The following is a 17,559-nucleotide window of genomic DNA, read 5'->3' on the forward strand; positions in this document are numbered from 1 at the left end:
CAAGAGACTGACGCTATTCATAGTCTTTGCGGATGAACATGGGACCGACGTATGACCGAAGTGCCGCATATGCCGTCGTTCGGCGTCAGGCTGCGAAACAACTTCCTGACCGGGCTCATTATCTGCGCCCCGATCGCCATTACCATCTGGCTGACCTGGACCTTCATCCGCTGGGCCGACAGCTGGGTCAAGCCGCTCATCCCCGCACGCTACAGCCCTGAAAACTATCTGACATTCGCGGTACCCGGTTTCGGGCTCCTGGTCGCGGTAGTCCTGATCACGATCGTCGGATTTCTCGGCAAGAACCTGATCGGCCGCACCATTGTCGAAGCAGGCGAGTCGGTGCTGGATCGCATGCCGCTTGTGCGTTCCATCTACAAGGGTCTCAAGCAGATTTTCGAGACGGTCCTCCGCGAGCGGACGAATTCCTTCAAGAAGGTTGGGATGATCGAGTATCCGTCGCCGGGGCTGTGGTCTCTGGTTTTCATCGCAACAGACGCTCAAGGCGAAATCGCCACGCGCTTCAGCGACAGGGGCATGGAAATGGCCGCCGTTTTCCTGCCACCCACGCCGGTGCCGACGGCCGGCTTCCTGATCTTCGTCGAGAAGAAGAAGATCATGCAACTCGACATGTCCACCGAGGACGCCGCCAAGCTGCTGATTTCCGGCGGCCTGGTGACGCCCAAATGGTCGCCCAAACAAATTCCGGCGCCGCCGTCGATTTCCGCTGCCTAGCCGGCTTTCAGGAACCGGATCGCCTCGTCGCGCCGGAAGAGATAGAGCAGGACGCGGATCGCTTCGCCGCGCGGACTTTGCAGTTCCGGATCGCGATCGAGCAGGTAATGTGAATCCTTGCGAGCGATCTCCAGAAGATCACCATGCGCCTCCAGACTGGCAATGGCGAAGCCTGGCGTCCCGGATTGCTTGGTGCCGAGCAACTCGCCTTCGCCGCGCAACCGCAAGTCTTCCTCTGCGATCAGGAAGCCATCCTCGGTCTCGCGCATGATCTTCAGCCGCGCCTCGGCATTCTGGCTGAGTTTTCCTGAATAGAGCAGGATGCAACTCGACGCCTCGCTGCCGCGACCGACACGGCCGCGGAGTTGGTGAAGCTGGGCAAGCCCGAAGCGCTCGGCGTGCTCGATCACCATGATTGTGGCGTCCGGAACATCGACGCCCACCTCGATCACGGTCGTGGCGACCAGCAGCCGCGTCTCGCCACTCTTGAAGCCGGCCATGACGGCGTCCTTCTCGGGTCCACTCATCCGGCCGTGAATGAGCGCGACCTGCCTGCCGAAGAACTGGGAGAGCACGGCGTGGCGCTCCTCGACCGACATCAGGTTGCTCTCTTCGGTCTCCTCGACCAGCGGGCAGATCCAGTAGACCTTGCGTCCCTCGGCGACGGCGGTCTGGAGCCGGTGGACGATCTCATCAAGACGCTCGCCGGGCACAATCACCGTCTGGATCGGCTTGCGGCCCGCAGGCTTTTCCGTGAGCTTGGAGACATCCATGTCGCCGAAGGCCGCGAGCACCAGTGTTCTCGGTATCGGTGTCGCGGTCATCACCAGCATATGCGGCGACAGGCCCTTGGAGGTGAGCCGCAGTCGCTGATGGACGCCAAAGCGGTGCTGTTCATCGACCACGGCAAGCTGCAGATTGTGGTAATTGACACTGTCCTGGAACAGCGCGTGCGTGCCGATAAGGATCTGCGCCCTGCCGTCCGCGATGCGTTCGAGGATCTCGTCGCGCTCGCGGCCCTTGGTACGCCCGGTGAGGATATCGATCTCGACACCCGTGTTTCGCGCCATCTGGCTAAGGGTGGCAAGATGCTGGCGGGCGAGAATCTCGGTCGGCGCCATCAACACGGCCTGGCCGCCGGCCTCCACGACCGCCATCATCGCCATCAGCGCCACGACTGTTTTGCCCGAGCCGACATCGCCTTGCAGAAGTCTCAGCATGCGGTCTTCGCCAGCCATGTCCGCCAGGATATCGGCAATTGCCGCGGATTGGCTGGATGTCAGCGAGAAGGGCAGGGCGTCTGTCACCTGCTTCGCCAACACGCCCGTGGGGCGCACCGGTACGCCAGGGACCTTGCGCAGCCGGGAACGCACCAGTGCCAGCGAAATCTGCCCGGCGAGAAATTCATCATAGGCAAGCCGGCGCCGGGTCGGGCATTGCGGATCGATATCCTTTTCGTCGCGTGGATGATGCAGTTGCTTCAGCGCTTCGGCGGTCTGCGGAAAGCCCTGCTGCTTGATCAGGGAATCATCGATCCATTCCGGCAAGTCGGGCACGCGCTCGACTGCCGCCTCGATCGTCTTATACAGAATCTTCGGCGACAGCCCTGATGTAAGCGGATAGACCGGCTCGATCAGCGGCAGGCTCTGGCCTTCCGACAGTCGCGCCACATGATCGGGATGCACCATCGAGACACGGCCGTTGAACCAGTCCACCTTGCCGCTGACCATGACGGTCTCATCGATCGGCAAGGATTTTTCGAGCCAGTTGCCCTTGGCGCGGAAGAAGACCAGCGCCATCTCTCCCGTGTCATCCTGCAGGAATACGCGATAAGGTACATTGGCATTGCCGCGCGGCGGCGGCTGGTGGCGATCGACACGCGCTGTAACCGTGACGATCGAACCCTGTGGCGCATAGGCGATTCCCGGCTGCTTGCGCCGGTCGATCACGGCCGACGGCGCATGGAAGATCAGGTCGATGATCCGGCAATCCTCGATCGACTCGCGGCCGAGCAGGCGGGCATAAAGCTCGCCCATCTTCGCCCCGATACCGGGCAGCGAGGACAGTGATGCGAATAGCGGATCGAGCAGGGAAGGGCGCATGGGCTTTTTTCCCAGTTGGAACGTTGATTGGCAAGGCTGACAAGCCGGTTTTCAGAGGATATAGAGAGCGCCGAACGAGAATGGAAAGAACCGCATGACCGGCACAGCAAGAACCAGCGCCGAACTCGACCCGCGCCGGCGACGCATTCTCTTTCGCGCCTGGCATCGCGGCATCCGCGAGATGGACCTGATCTTCGGCCAGTTTGCCGATAACGAACTTCGCCATATCTCTGCAGCCGACCTCGACGAGTTCGAGGCGATCCTGACCGAGGATGACAACGATCTCTTCAAATGGATCTCCGGCGAGAAGGCCTTGCCGGAACACCTCGACACCCCGCTTTTTGCCCGCATCACCGCCTTCCGGCCGGAAGAAGCATTCAGACCGGATGCCGCCAGCACATGATTTCCGATTTCAACGCAGCCAGAATTCTTGCAGACGACAAGAGCTTCACGCTCGGCAGCGTACCGCCGGGCATGGAAGCACTAGTGCTCGCCGAACTCGCGCAGAGCGGCAAGCCGGTCGCCTATGTGATGTCGGATGGCCAGCACATGGCCGATATCGAGCAGATGCTGGCCTTCCATGCGCCCGAAATCCCGGTCCTGACGCTGCCGGGCTGGGACTGCCTGCCGTATGACCGCGTGTCCCCCGGCACCGACGTCTCCGCCCGGAGACTTTCGGCGCTCGCCGGCCTTATGGCGTTCCAGGCCAAGCGGCATGCAGCAATCGTGCTGACGACGGCCAATGCGCTGGTGCAGAAACTGCCGCCGCGTGAGGCGATGGCGACGATGACGTTTTCGGCGCGCGCGGGCCAGCAGATCCGCATGGAGGATATCGCCGCCCAGCTTGAGCGTAACGGCTTCGATCGTACGCCGACGGTGCGAGAGGTCGGCGAGTTTGCAGTGCGCGGCGGCATTCTCGATGTTTTCATGCCGGATTCCGAGCAGCCGATGCGGCTCGATTTCTTCGGCGATACGCTTGAAACGATCCGCTATTTCGATGCCGCGACGCAGCGCACGACGGGTACCGCGAAAGCGTTTGAGGTCAATCCGATGAGCGAGGTCTCGCTCAACCCGGATATGATCAGCCGCTTCCGCAAGAACTACCTGACGATGTTCGGTGCCGCGACCCGCGATGACGCGCTTTACCAGGCGATTTCCGAGGGCCGGCGTTTTGCCGGCATGGAGCACTGGCTGCCGCTCTATTACGACCATCTCGACACGCTGTTCGATTATCTCGAAGGGTTCCGGCTGGTCACCGACAACACGCTGCAGGAATCGGTCAACGAGCGCTTCACGCTGATCGGCGACTATTACCAGGCTCGTCAGGACTCGGCCAGGCAGAAGGGCTCGATGCAGGCAGCACCCTACAAGCCCGTGCCACCCGACCAACTCTATCTCTCGGGCGAGCAGGTCATGCTGTCGCTGCGCGAGCACGGCGCGATCCGGATGACGGCTTTCAACGAGCCTGACGGCGACGCCCGCAAGGTCGTCAACATCGACGCCAGGCCCGGCGTGCTCTGGGCGAAGAATGTCGAAAACCAGACCGAAGAGCGCGTCAACGTCTTCTCGGCCGCCGTGCGCCATATCGCCGATCACCGGGCGAAGGGCGACAAGGTCGTGGTTTCCGGATGGTCGGAGGGTTCGCTCGACCGGCTGCTGCAAGTGCTGGCCGAACACGGGCTTGAGAAAGTCGTTCCGGTTTCGAGCCTCGCCGAGGTCCAGAAGCTCAAGGCCGGGGAGGCGGGCTCGGCGATCCTTTCGCTGGAAAGCGGCTTCGAGACCGGCAGGCTGATCGTCATCGGCGAACAGGACATTCTCGGCGACCGGCTGGTGCGCCGTTCCAAGCGCCGCAAGCGCGCCGCCGATTTCATCTCCGAGGCAACCTCGCTCGAAGCAGGCAGCATCGTCGTCCATGCCGAGCACGGCATCGGCCGCTTCATGGGGCTGACGACGATCCAGGCGGTCGGCGCGCCGCATGAATGTCTCGAACTGCAATATGCCGGCGGCGACAAGCTTTTCCTGCCGGTTGAAAATATCGAACTTCTGTCGCGCTACGGCTCGGAAGCGACCGAAGCCCAGCTCGACAAGCTCGGCGGCGTCGCGTGGCAGGCGCGCAAGGCCAAGCTGAAGAAGCAGTTGCTTGCCATGGCCGATGGCCTGATCAAGATCGCCGCGGCGCGCACGATGCGGCACGCGCCGGTGCTGGCCGCGCCCGAGGGGCTCTATGATGAATTCGCCGCCCGCTTCCCCTATGACGAGACCGACGACCAGGCCAACGCGATCGATGCGGTGAAGGACGATCTTGCCGCCGGCAAGCCGATGGACCGCCTGATCTGCGGCGATGTCGGCTTCGGCAAGACGGAAGTAGCACTACGCGCGGCCTTCATCACCGCGATGAATGGCGGCCAGGTCGCCGTCGTGGTGCCGACGACGCTTCTCGCGCGCCAGCACTACAAGACCTTCACCGAACGCCTGCGCGGCTTCCCGATCAAGGTGCGGCAGGCCTCGCGGCTTGTGGGTGCCAAGGAACTCAACGAAACCAAGAAGGCAGCTGCGGATGGCAAGGTCGATGTCGTCGTCGGCACCCACGCGCTGTTGGGCACCGGCGTCAAATTCGCCAATCTCGGCCTGCTGATCATCGATGAAGAGCAGCATTTCGGCGTCAAGCACAAGGAGCGGCTGAAGGAACTCAAATCCGACGTCCATGTGCTGACGCTCTCTGCGACGCCGATCCCGCGCACGCTGCAACTTGCCCTAACTGGCGTGCGCGAACTATCGCTGATCACCACGCCGCCGGTCGACCGCATGGCGGTGCGCACCTTCATCTCACCGTTCGATCCGCTGGTGATCCGCGAGACGCTGATGCGCGAGCACTATCGCGGCGGCCAGAGCTTCTATGTCTGCCCGCGCATCGCCGATCTCGACGAAATCCATATGTTCCTCAAGCAGTCGGTGCCGGAACTCAAGGTTGCCGTCGCGCACGGTCAGATGCCGCCCGGCGAACTCGACGACATCATGAACGCCTTCTACGACGGCCAGTACGATGTGCTACTGTCGACCACGATCGTCGAATCCGGCCTCGACGTCCCGACCGCCAACACGCTGATCGTCCACCGCGCGGATATGTTCGGCCTGGCGCAGCTTTACCAGATCCGTGGCCGGGTAGGGCGCTCCAAGGTGCGTGCCTTTGCCCTATTCACGCTGCCGGTCAACCGCCTGCTGACGTCGACCGCCGACAAACGGCTCAAGGTACTGCAGTCGCTGGATTCGCTCGGCGCCGGCTTCCAGCTCGCCAGCCATGACCTCGACCTGCGCGGCGCCGGCAATTTGCTTGGCGAGGAGCAATCCGGCCACATCAAGGAAGTCGGCTTCGAGCTCTACCAGCAGATGCTGGAAGAGGCGGTGATGGAGATCAAGGGCGACGAGGAAATCTCCGATTCCGGCTGGTCGCCGCAGATTCAGGTCGGCGCGGCCGTCATGATTCCAGAGCAATATGTGCCGGACCTCAATCTCCGCATGTCGCTCTATCGCCGCCTCGGTGAACTCAAGGAACTGCAGGAAATCGACGGTTTCGGCGCCGAACTCATCGACCGCTTCGGGCCGATGCCCGTCGAAGTCGAAAGCCTGCTCAAGGTCGTCTATATCAAGTCGCTCTGCCGCACGGCCAATGTCGAGAAGCTGGAAGCGGGACCGAAGGGCATCGTCATGCAGTTCCGCGGCCGCGAATTCCCCAATCCGGCGGGTCTGGTGGATTATATCTCGCGGCAAGGCACGCTGGCGAAGATCCGCCCCGACCACAGCGTCTTCCTGGCGCGCGATCTGGCGGGCCCGGGAAAACGCCTGACGGCGGCGGCACAGGTGATGACGCAGATGGCGGGAATCGCGCAGAGGGCGGCTTAAGCCTTCGCCTTCATCTCCGCAATCTGCCTGAGCGCATTGGCAAACACATCGACGCCCTGCGCTCCCGTGATCGCGTACTTCCCGTCGATGACGAAGAAGGGCACGCCGGAGACGCCCATGCGTTGAGCATTGGCGATCTCGGTTTTGATTGTATCGCGATCCGTATCCGTCGACAGAAGTCTTTCAACTTCGGCACGATCCATACCGCACGCCTCAGCGATATCCGCCAGCACCGCGTCATCGCCGACATTCCTGCCCTCGACGAAATTCGCGGTGAACAGCGCATGTGCGACCTTGTCCTGGATCTCCGGACCGATCTTGCCGGCCCAATGGAGAAGGCGGTGTGCATCCAGCGTGTTTGGCAGAATCCCGGCGCGTTCGAGCGCAAAGGGCAGACCGATCTCGGCGCCGAGGCCTTTCAGCATTTCATGTGATTGCCTCACGCGCTCCGGCCCACCGATCTTCTTGGCGAGATAGTCGAAGGTGTTGAAGCCTTCGGGTGGCGCGTTGGGCTCCAGCTGATAGGGTTTCCACGCTATATCCGCGGCCACGGAATCCTTGACCTCTTCAAGCGCCAGAGCAAGGCGTTTTTGCCCGAGATAGCACCAGGGGCAAACCACGTCGGATATGATATCTATTTGAATATGCTGCACTTTATTGATCCTGTTGCGCGCGCTCGTCCCACCACGAGGGCAGGTAGACGCCGTATAATGGCAGAGTTTCGGGATGACCGACATGCTTCAGTCGCGCAACCCACTGTTCACGTTTGTGATACAGCGGCACGAGGTAGTAGCCAGAAATGAGAAGGCGGTCGTAGGCGCGGACGGCAGCCTGGAATTCGTCCTGGGTTTTCGCCGCAAGGATTCGTTGAATCATGCCATCGATGGCGGGGCTTGCCACCCCGGCGAAGTTTTCGCTGCCCTCGACCTCCCGGGACTGGGAGCCCCAGCGGTTCTTCTGCTCGAGGCCAGGCGAGAGCGATGCCGCAAACGTCTTCATGATCATGTCGAAATCGAAGGACGAGCTGCGTGCCTGGTATTGCGCATCGTCCACCGTCCGTATCCGCACAGCGATGCCGAGGGCGGAGAGGTTCCGCTGATAGGCAAGTGCGATCTTCTCCTGCTCGAGATTCTGGGTCATGATTTCGAAGCTGAGAGGCGCGCCGTCGGCGCCAACCATCCTGTTGCCGTCGATCCGGTAGCCGGCCTGCTTGAAAAGATCGAAGGCCTGCTTGAGCACTTTGCGATCTCGGCCTGAACCGTCGGTGATCGGGAGCTTGTACGTTCCAGCGAGGATTTCCGCCGGCAGCTTGCCCGCGGCATCGCCGAGATACTCCAATTCCAGTGGGCTTGCCTTTACCTCGAAGCTCGAAAGCGTCGAATTCTGCCAGAAGCTCTGGGTCCTGGCATAGGAATTCTCGAACAGATTCTTGTTTAGCCACTCGAAGTCGAAGGCGAGCACTAGCGCTTTGCGCACCTTCTGATCGGCAAAGACCTGACGGCGACTGTTGAAGACCATGCCGTACATGTTGGCGGGCAATTTCGGGACAAAGACGTCCTTGATCACGTCGCCGGACGCCACCGCAGGAAAATCATAGCTGCGCTTCCACCTGGCCGGAGAGCCCTCGGGGTAGATGTCGATCTCACCTTTCTTGAAGGCTTCGAAGAGCGAGTTCTCTTGGAAGAAATATTCCACCGAGACTTCATCATAGTTATCCAAGCCGATCTTGCTGGGCAGGTCCTTGCCCCAATAATTTGGATCGCGCTTGTAGACGATCTTCTCGCCCGGCTTGACCTGCTTGACCAGATAAGGTCCAGAACCGACTGGCGGCGTCAGTGACGTCTGGTCGAAGCCCTCGACCTTGGTGGCATGTTTGGGGAAAATCGGCGAAAGTGCGAGAAGCAGCGGGAATTCCCGGTCTGCTTCCTTTTTGAAGGTGAACTTGATGGAGCGCTCGCCCACTTTCTCCATCTTGTCGACCAGCTTCATGCGATTGGCGAACACGGGTCGGCCCTTGTCACGCATGAGCTCGAAGGAAAACATGACGTCCTCAGCCGTGATCGGTTTGCCATCCGACCAATGCGCCTTCGGATTGAGGTTGAACTGGATATAGGTCCTCGCATCGTCCCATTCCGCGGTCTCGGCGATCAGGCCATACATCGTAAACGGCTCGTTTTTCGAGCGCATCATCAGCGGCTCGATGACGAAATTTCCGTATTCCGGATCCCACATGCCACGAGCTGTCGTACGAAAGCCCTTAATGATGAAAGGATTGAGAGAATCGAACGTGCCCACGACGCCGTAGGAAATCCTGCCGCCCTTCTTCACATCGGGATTGACGTAAGGAAAGTGCTTGAAATCGGGTGCGAGGGCAGGGGTCCCATGCATGGAAATCCCGTGCAACGGTTCCGCGCCGGCGAGACTTGCGGCAAGCAGGATCGGAAAGAGGGCGCAAAGCAGTCTTAGCACAGGCAATTCCTTGGGTTGGGAGCCGATTCAGCGTGCCTGAATCTATCAACTGTGGTCCATATATCCAACGGCTGGCGGGAAATTATGAAAATCATCGCCGGGAAGGCTCGGAAAGGCTGGATATATTTCAAACGCCGATGTAACAGGTGCTTCCATTACGCCTCCGGGTCATGTATTTGCCTCATTTGACCGTCAGGAGGGCGCAGGTTTCGGGCGGCCAGACCATGCGGCCGGCCCACGGGTTCACGAAACGGGAAAACATTATGAGCTTGAATTTCAAGACCGCCATTGCCGCGTTGACTTTCGCTTCCGCGGCACTCGCTGCACCGATGACGGCAAACGCCCAGCAGCAGCCGCAGGGCTGGTTCAAGGTCTGCGACAAGCAGGACGGCAACGAAGTCTGCTCGGTGCGCAACATCATGACCGCCAATACCGGACAGCTGATCACCGCAGTCGCGATCATCGAAGTCAAGGGCAAGGTCAATCGCAAGTTCATGCAGGTCTCGGTCCCGTCGGCGCGTCTTATCCCGCCCGGCCTCCTGATGCAGATCGATGGCGGCAAGGGCTCGAAGCTCGAATACGCCGTCTGCATGCCCGACCTCTGCATCACCGAAATGCCGGTGACGGATGGCATGATCGCCAACCTGAAGAAGGGCAAGGAAGTCGTCTTCACCTCGATCAATTTCCAGCGCGCCCCGAACCCGATCAAGATGTCGCTTCAGGGCTTTACCGGGATTTTCGATGGCCCGGCGATGGAACAGTCCAAGCTTGAAGAGCGCCAGCGCCTGCTGCAGGAAGAAATGCAGAAAAAGGCAGAGGAAGCCCGCAAGAAGCTTGAAGACGCACAGAACGCTGCCAAGGCGCAGTAATCAATCTTCCGTCAGACCATTTGCAAAGCCCGGGACGCAATTCCCGGGCTTTGTGATTCCGGCATGCGCTTGGTAGGCTGGGACAATCGATTCTGGCTCGCAACGGCACCAATGGAAACTTCGCTTTATCTGCCGGTCAAGAAATTCCTCCAGGCTGCGGGCTACGAGGTCAAGGGCGAGATCGGCCATTGCGACCTGGTCGGGCTGAGCGATGCGGATTCACCCGTGGTGGTGATCTGCGAACTGAAGAAGACGTTCAATCTCGACCTGATCCTGCAAGCCGTCGATCGCGCCTCGATTTCCGACGAAGTCTGGATCGCCGCCAGGGTATCGGCCAGAGGCAAAGGCCGCGAGAGCGACAAACGCTACCGCGATCTCTGCCGCCGACTGGGCATCGGCATGCTGGGCGTGTCCGATCTCGGCGATGTCAGCGTCATCGTCAGTTCGGTATCGCCGATGCCGAGGACCAATCCAAAACGGAAAACCAGGCTGGTCCGCGAGCACCGAACACGCCGCGGTGACCCGACGGCCGGCGGCGGCTCAAAGGCGCCAATCATGACGGCGTACCGCCAGCAGGCACTGATTTGTGCGGATGCCTTGAAGCACGGACCGCTCCGGCCAAGGGATATCAAAGCGCTGGCGCCGGACGCCGGCAAGATCATGCTGAGCAATGTCTACGGCTGGTTCGAACGTATGGGCAAGGGCGTCTACCAACTGACCGAAACCGGCCATCAAGCAATCATTCGCTGGCCACTGGTTCGAGACGCCGCGGAATGATCAGGCATATCAATATCTAAGCCTCAGTTCCATAATCTATCTTATGCGATCTTTGTTTGTAGATGGGTACATTCTATTTCCAAGTGCGACATGCCAGTAATTTCAATGGCTTCACTTTGGAGATTTTGGCATGTCCCGATGCTATACGCAGATCACCCTCGCCGACCGCCGACGCCTGCATCACCTGGTGGCAGCGAAAGCTCCGGTAAACGAGATGGCCCGCCAGCTTGGCCGTCATCGTTCGACGATTTACCGCGAGATCAAACGCAACACGTTTCGTGATCGTGAACTACCGGACTACGACGGCTACTACAGCACGGTTGCGAACGACATCGCGCAGGACCGACGTCGCCGGCTGAAAAAGCTACGGCGTCACCCTAATTTGCGAACAGAGATCATCAATCAGTTGGAGGCCCACTGGTCTCCCGAACAGATTGCCGGGCGGCTGCTGTCGGATGATCTCAGTCGTGTTCGGGTTTGCAAGGAGACAATCTATCGCTTCATCTACAGCAAGGAAGATTATGGGCTTGGTCTTTATCAGTATCTACCGGAAGCACGCCGCAAACGTCGTCCACTGCGCTCAAGGAAGCCGCGGGACGGTGCGTTTCCAGCCACGCACCGTATATCCCAACGGCCTGATTTTATTGGAGATAGATCGCAGTTTGGGCATTGGGAGGGCGACCTCCTGATCTTCGAACGTCCACTTGGCCATGCGAATGTCACCTCCCTCGTCGAGCGCAAGAGCCGCTATACCGTTCTCATCAAGAATCCGAGCCGGCACTCGCGGCCGATCATGGACAAGATCATTAGAGCGTTTTCTCCCTTGCCGGCCTTCGCGCGTCAAAGCTTCACCTTTGATCGCGGTACCGAGTTTGCCGGATTCAGGGCTTTGGAAGAAGGGATCGGCGCGTGCAGTTGGTTTTGCGACCCGAGTGCGCCTTGGCAAAAAGGAACCGTCGAGAACACCAACAAGCGCATTCGACGTTTCCTGCCAGGCACCACCGACTTGGCAGTTGTGTCGCAGCACGACCTTCTCCACCTCACGCGCCATATCAACGATCAACCGCGAAAGTGCCTCGGATACAAGACGCCGACTGAGGTGTTTACGGCTCATTTGCGCGAAAGTGGTTGATCACCTACCCTGATAACCGGCATGACGCACTTGGGTTAGCTTCTCCACGGCTATTTAGTAATGCGACAGTTGGGCAGCCAGGAACACAACAGCCCTCGCCTCGTCCTCATCACCGCCAGTTCTACGCCAAGGAGTAGCTATGACTGACATTCCTGAAAGTATGAAATCGGAGCTGGCGAATTGGAATGACGATCGAGGGATCGACCTTTCGGACTGGACAGCCTGCAGCGGAAATTTCTCACTCGCTGTCGGCTATTCCGAGATATTCTGGCCGCGCTTCGTAGCGTTCGAAAAATACGTTCTCATGGAGGGTTTCGGTCTGGAAGGCCTGCGTTCCTTCGAACGAGATCCTGAAGCAACCCGTCAGTCCATCGAAAGCGTGATGAATCATCTTCACATCGCTGACCTTCAGCACGACGCTTGTTCCGATATTGCGGCCGATAAGTTGATCATCCTGGGCGAACGGCTGTGCGAAATCTATTCAGCCAAGCTGGCGTGGCAATTTCCTGATCGTAGATTCGTTGTCGAGTTTGCACAGCCGGAAAATCGAGAGGAGTTCGAAGACTATCAGCTCAGCTTTTTTCAGGCCTGATTGTTCGCGCCTCGCCTCAAACTCTCAGATGATCAGATTGGCCACGATCTCGTTTTCCGTGATGTCCTCGAAGCCGAGGCCTGCATCATCGAAGCGCTTCATGAGACCGTCGAAATTCGTGCGATCCTTTGTTTCGATGCCGATCAGGATGGAGCCGAAATTGCGCGCCGACTTCTTGAGATATTCAAACCGTGCGATGTCATCATCGGGTCCCAACATTTCGAGGAAGTCGCGCAATGCGCCGGGACGCTGCGGCAGCCTGAGGATGAAATACTTCTTCAGCCCGGAATAGCGCATGGCGCGCTCCTTCACATCGGGCAGCCGCTCGAAATCGAAATTGCCGCCCGAGACGATGCAGATGACCGTCTTGCCCTTCAAGTGTTCCGGGTCGAAGCTCTCGAGCGCGGTGATCGCTAGCGCTCCAGCCGGTTCCAGCACGACGCCTTCGACATTCAGCATGTCGATGATGGTCACGCAGATGGCATTCTCGGACACCAGCCGGACCTGCTTCGGCAAAAAGCCGGAGAGCGCCTCGAAATTGTAGTTGCCGATGCGTGCGACCGCCGCGCCATCGACGAAATTGTCGACCTTCGGCAGGGTGACAATGGTGCCCGCCTCCAGGCTTTTCCGCAAGCTCGGCGCACCGGCGGGCTCGGCGAAAACGAAAGCGTTATCAGACAGTTCCTCGCGCAGGAAGCTTGTGACGCCGGACGCTAATCCGCCACCGCCGACCGGCATCACGACATAGTCCGGGTGCGTCTCGGCCGGCAGCTGGGCCATGATTTCGGCCGCCACGGTCGCCTGGCCCTCGATGATATCGGGATGGTCGAACGGCGGCACCATGAAGCCGGAGGTCTTGTCGGCATAATCCAGCGCCGCTGCATAGCATTGGTCGAAGAAGTCGCCGACCAGCTTTATGGTGATGAATTCGCTGCCGAAAATGCGGGTCTTGTCGATCTTCTGCTGCGGCGTGGTGACAGGCATGAAGATCACGCCCGGCACGCCGAAATGCCGGCAGACATAGGCAAAGCCCTGCGCGTGATTGCCGGCCGAAGCACAGACGAATGTACGCCCCTGCCCGTCCCGCTCGATCACCTTGCGCATGAAATTGAACGCGCCGCGAATCTTGTAGGAGCGGACCGGGCTGAGATCCTCGCGTTTCAACCAGATATTCGCGCCATATCGGCTGCTAAGATGCTGATTATGCTGGAGTGGGGTCTCGGGAAACAGCTCGCGCATCGCTCTAAGCGCGTCCATCACATCGTCTCTGGTCACGTCCATCGTCCTGTCATTTGCCAGCTGACCCTATGACATGACGAACCGAAATGAGGAAGGCGTTTCCGCCCCCTCGGTACTGATCTGATTAAACACGATGCGTTATGTTATGTTATGTTATGTTATGGACGGAACTGCAGGATCTCTGTCAGACGAACGAGCCGGTTTTCAGCTCTCCGGCTGGGACATAGCTCGCCAGCATCACGCCATTCGGAAACGTCCGCTGCTCCATGAGCTTCAGAGCCTGTGTGACCGTGCCGTCGCCGAACAGGCGTTTGCCCTTGCCGAGCAGAACCGGAAATATCAGCAGACGGTATTCGTCGATCAGGTCATGCTCCATCAGCGTCTGGATCAGGTCCGAACTGCCCTGGATCAGAAGCTCAGGGCCGTCGCTCGCCTTGAGTTCACGCAGGGTCGCGACAACATCACTGCCCAGCGACTGGCTATTTTCCCACTCGAGTTTCTGTTTGCCATGTGTGGCGACATATTTCGTGACGCTGTTGAAGAGCTTGCCGATCGGGTCGTCGGCGCCTTGCTTGGGCCAGTAGCCGGCGAAGATGTCGTAGGTCTTGCGGCCCAGAAGCAGGTCGAACTTCCTCTCGAACAGTTCGTCCATGACGCCGCCGGTGGCCTCGTCGAAATACGGGAAGACCCAACCGCCGGCAGTGAAGCCGCTGTCGGTGTCTTCGTCCGGGCCGCCCGGCGCCTGCATGACGCCATCGAGGCTGACGAAAACGGCTGCCGTGATCTTTCGCATGATTACTCTCCTGAAAATCAAGCCCGATGGGCGTTACAGGTCTAGGACGTTGTTAGAACCAGGCTCCCGACACGGCCTCAGAATTATTTCGCTTTGCCAACATGCCGATCTCATGAAACACTCGTTTCGAGGTTGGAGCTATATCAACGGGAGGAAGTACCATGGCAGTCGCGTTGCATCCATCCATCGACGGCGGTGTCAAACCGGGCACCGGTAGTTTCGCGGGCGGCACTCTGAGTTGTCTGTGCACGACACGAACAGTACGCCTGAAGATCAAGGGCGACGTCGCCCACAACCATGCCTGCGGCTGCACCAAGTGCTGGAAGCCGGCTGGTGCGGTCTTCTCCGTGGTCGCCGTGACCGGGACCGACAATATCGAGGTCGCGGAGAATGGCGACAAGCTCGCCGTCGTCGATCCCTCGGCGCTCATCCTGCGTCACGCCTGCAAGGAATGCGGTGTCCACATGTACGGTCCGGTGGAAAAAGACCATGCCTTCAAGGGTTTGAGCTTCGTTCATCCGGAGCGGTTCGCCGAGGCGGGTTCCGCAGCGCCGGGCTTTGCGGCCTTCGTGTCTTCGGTCATTGAATCCGGCGTCAGCCCGTCGAAAATGGACGGCATCCGCGCGCGGTTCAAGGAACTGGGGCTCGAGCCCTATGACTGCCTGAACCCTGTCCTGATGGATGTGCTTGCCACATTCACGGCGAAGAAGATGGGCACGTTCAGGGAATAAGTCTTAGACGGGGGCGAGGTCACCCCTCGCCCAGCCTTCCTGCGTCTCCGCCATGAAATCGGCGAAGCGGCCCTCGTCTATTGCCTTGCGGATGCCGCTCATCAAGTCCTGATAGTAGGTCAGGTTATTCCAGGTCAGCAGCATGCCGCCGAGCGCTTCGTTCGATCGAACCAGATGATGCAGATAGGCGCGCGAATAATCCCGTGCCGCCGGGCATGACGATTCCTCGTCGAGCGGCCGTATGTCCTCTGCATGCCGGGCATTGCGGATATTGACCTTGCCGCGCCGGGTGAAGGCCAGGCCGTGGCGACCGGCGCGCGTCGGCATCACGCAATCGAACATGTCGATGCCGCGCGCCACCGATTTCAATATGTCATCCGGCGTGCCGACGCCCATCAGATAGCGCGGCTTCTCGCTCGGAAGGTGTGGATTGACCGTGTCGATCATCTCCAGCATTACATGTTGCGGTTCGCCGACCGCCAGCCCGCCGATCGCGTAACCCTTGAGATCCAGCCCCTTCAGCGCCTCGGCGCTTTTTACCCTGAGATCAGGCTTGTCGCCGCCCTGCACGATGCCGAACATGGCCTTACCCGGTTGGTTGCCGAAGGCCACTTTGCAGCGCTCGGCCCAGCGGACCGACATTTCCATGGCGCGCTCGATCTCCGATACCTCAGCGGGCAGCGCCAGGCATTCGTCGAGCTGCATCTGGATATCGGAACCGAGCATACCCTGAATCTCGATAGAACGTTCCGGCGACATGTGGTGCAGCGCGCCGTCGAGATGACTTTTGAAGGTCACGCCCTTCTCGTCGAGCTTACGAAGCCCCGAAAGCGACATAACCTGGAAGCCGCCGGAATCGGTGAGGATCGGATGCGGCCAGCGGATCAGTTCATGCAGGCCGCCAAGCCGCGCCACGCGCTCCGGCCCCGGCCTCAGCATAAGGTGATAGGTATTGCCCAGGATGATATCGGCGCCGGTGTCGCGCACCTGATCGAGATACATGGCCTTGACCGTGCCGACCGTACCGACCGGCATGAAGGCGGGCGTGCGGATGGTGCCGCGAGGCATGGAAACCTCCCCTCGCCGCGCCTTGCCGTCGGTCTTGAGCAGCGTGAACTTGAACTCGGTATTCATGGATCTCTCGGAAAAAGGAGGCTGGCATCGCCATAGGAATAGAAGCGATAGCCGGTTTCGATGGCATGAGCATAGGCCGACTTCATCATCTCGGTGCCTGAAAAGGCCGAGACCAGCATGAACAGCGTCGAACGCGGCAAATGGAAATTGGTGAACAGCATATCGACCGCACGGAAGCGATAGCCGGGCGTGATGAAGATATCGGTGGCGCCCGACCAGGGTTGGATCATGCCAGTCTCGTCAGCGGCGCTTTCGAGAAGCCTGAGCGAGGTCGTGCCCACTGAGATCAGCCGCCCGCCCCGCGTCTTGACCGCGTTCAGCTTTTCGGCGGTTGCGGCATCAATATAGCCGCTCTCGAAATGCATGACATGGTCTTCGGTGTCGTCCGCTTTGACGGGCAGGAAGGTCCCGGCGCCGACATGCAGCGTCACGAAGATCCGTTCGATGCTTTTTTGATCCAGTTTTTCAAACAGTTGCGGCGTGAAGTGAAGGCCGGCGGTGGGTGCTGCGACCGCCCCTTCTTCCCTAGCGTAAATCGTCTGGTAATCGGCCCGATCCTGCTCGTCCTCGTGGCGCTTGGAGGCGATATAGGGCGGCAGAGGAATGTGGCCGACGGTGGCGATGGCTTCATCCAGCGCCGGACCGTGGAAATCGAAACGCAGTGTTACCTCGCCCGCATCGCCCTTCTCCTCGACCGTCGCATCAAGCGTGCCAAGCAGACAGACATCGCCATTATGCCCGAACCGAATGCGGTCTCCCGTCTTGATGCGCTTTGCAGGCCGCGCGAAGGCCTTCCAGCGATCCGGTCCCACGCGCATATGCAGCGTCGCCGATACGGTGGACTGGTTGCCGTCGCGCTCGCGGATGCCTTCCAATTGGGCGGGGATGACTTTGGTGTCGTTGAATACCAACGCATCGCCTGGCCTGAGAAAGTCGACGAGATCGCCGACATGCCGATCCTGCAATGACGAGGTATGCGGATCGACCACCAGCAACCGTGCGGAATCGCGTGGGACCGCTGGCCTGAGCGCAATCCGTTCATCCGGCAAATCGAAATCGAAGAGGTCTACGCGCATGTCTCGCCCA

15 protein-coding genes are annotated in these 17,559 nt (G+C 59.8%); 8 read left to right on the forward strand and 7 right to left on the reverse strand.

The features are described 5' to 3' along the window. The first annotated feature begins 51 nt into the window (after positions 1-51). Positions 52-735, forward strand: coding sequence for a DUF502 domain-containing protein (locus ACSQ26_RS10550; RefSeq protein WP_436008507.1), 684 nt, complete (start codon positions 52-54; stop codon positions 733-735). Here ACSQ26_RS10550 and recG read toward each other — a convergent pair. Beyond that, positions 732-2,837 (reverse strand): ATP-dependent DNA helicase RecG, encoded by a 2,106-nt coding sequence (gene recG / locus ACSQ26_RS10555; RefSeq protein ID WP_436008509.1) that lies wholly within the window; start codon positions 2,835-2,837, stop codon positions 732-734. The genes ACSQ26_RS10550 and recG overlap by 4 nt on opposite strands. Positions 2,838-2,931: 94 nt before the next feature. Here recG and ACSQ26_RS10560 point away from each other — a divergent pair, with 94 nt between their 5' ends. Together ACSQ26_RS10560 and mfd are read left to right on the forward strand one after the other, a co-directional pair. Next, a complete protein-coding gene (locus ACSQ26_RS10560) occupies positions 2,932-3,240 on the forward strand; it encodes a succinate dehydrogenase assembly factor 2 (protein ID WP_436008511.1) in 309 nt (102 codons plus the stop codon). Further along, on the forward strand, positions 3,237-6,737 hold the full coding sequence (gene mfd, locus ACSQ26_RS10565) for a transcription-repair coupling factor (protein ID WP_436008513.1): 3,501 nt from the start codon (positions 3,237-3,239) through the stop codon (positions 6,735-6,737). The genes ACSQ26_RS10560 and mfd overlap by 4 nt, the downstream gene beginning before the upstream one ends. Here the strand turns inward: mfd and ACSQ26_RS10570 are convergent. Then, positions 6,734-7,390: a DsbA family oxidoreductase gene (locus tag ACSQ26_RS10570; RefSeq protein WP_436008515.1), complete on the reverse strand. Its 657-nt coding sequence runs from the start codon at positions 7,388-7,390 to the stop codon at positions 6,734-6,736. The genes mfd and ACSQ26_RS10570 overlap by 4 nt on opposite strands. Before the next feature lies 1 nt (position 7,391). Next, positions 7,392-9,206: an extracellular solute-binding protein gene (locus ACSQ26_RS10575; RefSeq protein WP_436008517.1), complete on the reverse strand. Its 1,815-nt coding sequence runs from the start codon at positions 9,204-9,206 to the stop codon at positions 7,392-7,394. A gap of 263 nt (positions 9,207-9,469) precedes the next feature. On the opposite strand from ACSQ26_RS10575, the gene ACSQ26_RS10580 reads away from it, so the two are divergent. The 4 genes from ACSQ26_RS10580 (at position 9,470) to ACSQ26_RS10595 (ending at position 12,576) form a co-directional block, all read left to right on the forward strand. Then, on the forward strand, positions 9,470-10,075 hold the full coding sequence (locus tag ACSQ26_RS10580) for an invasion associated locus B family protein (protein ID WP_436008519.1): 606 nt from the start codon (positions 9,470-9,472) through the stop codon (positions 10,073-10,075). A 111-nt stretch (positions 10,076-10,186) separates the two neighbouring features. Beyond that, positions 10,187-10,852 (forward strand): DUF2161 domain-containing phosphodiesterase, encoded by a 666-nt coding sequence (locus ACSQ26_RS10585; protein WP_436008521.1) that lies wholly within the window; start codon positions 10,187-10,189, stop codon positions 10,850-10,852. Between the two features lie 130 nt (positions 10,853-10,982). Then, a complete protein-coding gene (locus ACSQ26_RS10590) occupies positions 10,983-11,984 on the forward strand; it encodes an IS30 family transposase (protein WP_436008523.1) in 1,002 nt (333 codons plus the stop codon). A gap of 139 nt (positions 11,985-12,123) precedes the next feature. Then, on the forward strand, positions 12,124-12,576 hold the full coding sequence (locus tag ACSQ26_RS10595; protein ID WP_436008525.1) for a hypothetical protein: 453 nt from the start codon (positions 12,124-12,126) through the stop codon (positions 12,574-12,576). Between the two features lie 24 nt (positions 12,577-12,600). Here the strand turns inward: ACSQ26_RS10595 and ilvA are convergent, their stop codons facing one another. Together ilvA and ACSQ26_RS10605 are read right to left on the reverse strand one after the other, a co-directional pair. Continuing rightward, on the reverse strand, positions 12,601-13,851 hold the full coding sequence (gene ilvA / locus ACSQ26_RS10600) for a threonine ammonia-lyase (RefSeq protein ID WP_436008527.1): 1,251 nt from the start codon (positions 13,849-13,851) through the stop codon (positions 12,601-12,603). A gap of 148 nt (positions 13,852-13,999) precedes the next feature. Further along, positions 14,000-14,608: a dihydrofolate reductase family protein gene (locus ACSQ26_RS10605; RefSeq protein ID WP_436008529.1), complete on the reverse strand. Its 609-nt coding sequence runs from the start codon at positions 14,606-14,608 to the stop codon at positions 14,000-14,002. Between the two features lie 161 nt (positions 14,609-14,769). Here ACSQ26_RS10605 and gfa point away from each other — a divergent pair, with 161 nt between their 5' ends. Then, positions 14,770-15,339 carry an S-(hydroxymethyl)glutathione synthase gene (gfa, locus tag ACSQ26_RS10610; RefSeq protein WP_436008531.1) on the forward strand — a complete coding sequence of 190 codons (570 nt, stop codon included), beginning with the start codon at positions 14,770-14,772 and terminating at the stop codon, positions 15,337-15,339. 3 nt (positions 15,340-15,342) lie between these two features. Here the strand turns inward: gfa and tgt are convergent, their stop codons facing one another. Together tgt and queA are read right to left on the reverse strand one after the other, a co-directional pair. After that, the gene (gene tgt, locus ACSQ26_RS10615) at positions 15,343-16,473 is read right to left on the reverse strand and encodes a tRNA guanosine(34) transglycosylase Tgt (RefSeq protein ID WP_436008533.1); all 1,131 of its coding nucleotides are present in this window, start codon (positions 16,471-16,473) and stop codon (positions 15,343-15,345) included. Beyond that, positions 16,470-17,549, reverse strand: a complete 1,080-nt coding sequence (gene queA, locus ACSQ26_RS10620; RefSeq protein ID WP_436008535.1) for a tRNA preQ1(34) S-adenosylmethionine ribosyltransferase-isomerase QueA — start codon at positions 17,547-17,549, stop codon at positions 16,470-16,472. Before queA ends, tgt begins: the two co-directional genes overlap by 4 nt. Positions 17,550-17,559 lie beyond the last annotated feature (10 nt).

It is taken from the genome of Rhizobium sp. LjRoot254, from assembly GCF_964254105.1.
Taxonomy (GTDB): Bacteria; Pseudomonadota; Alphaproteobacteria; order Rhizobiales; family Rhizobiaceae; genus Rhizobium_E.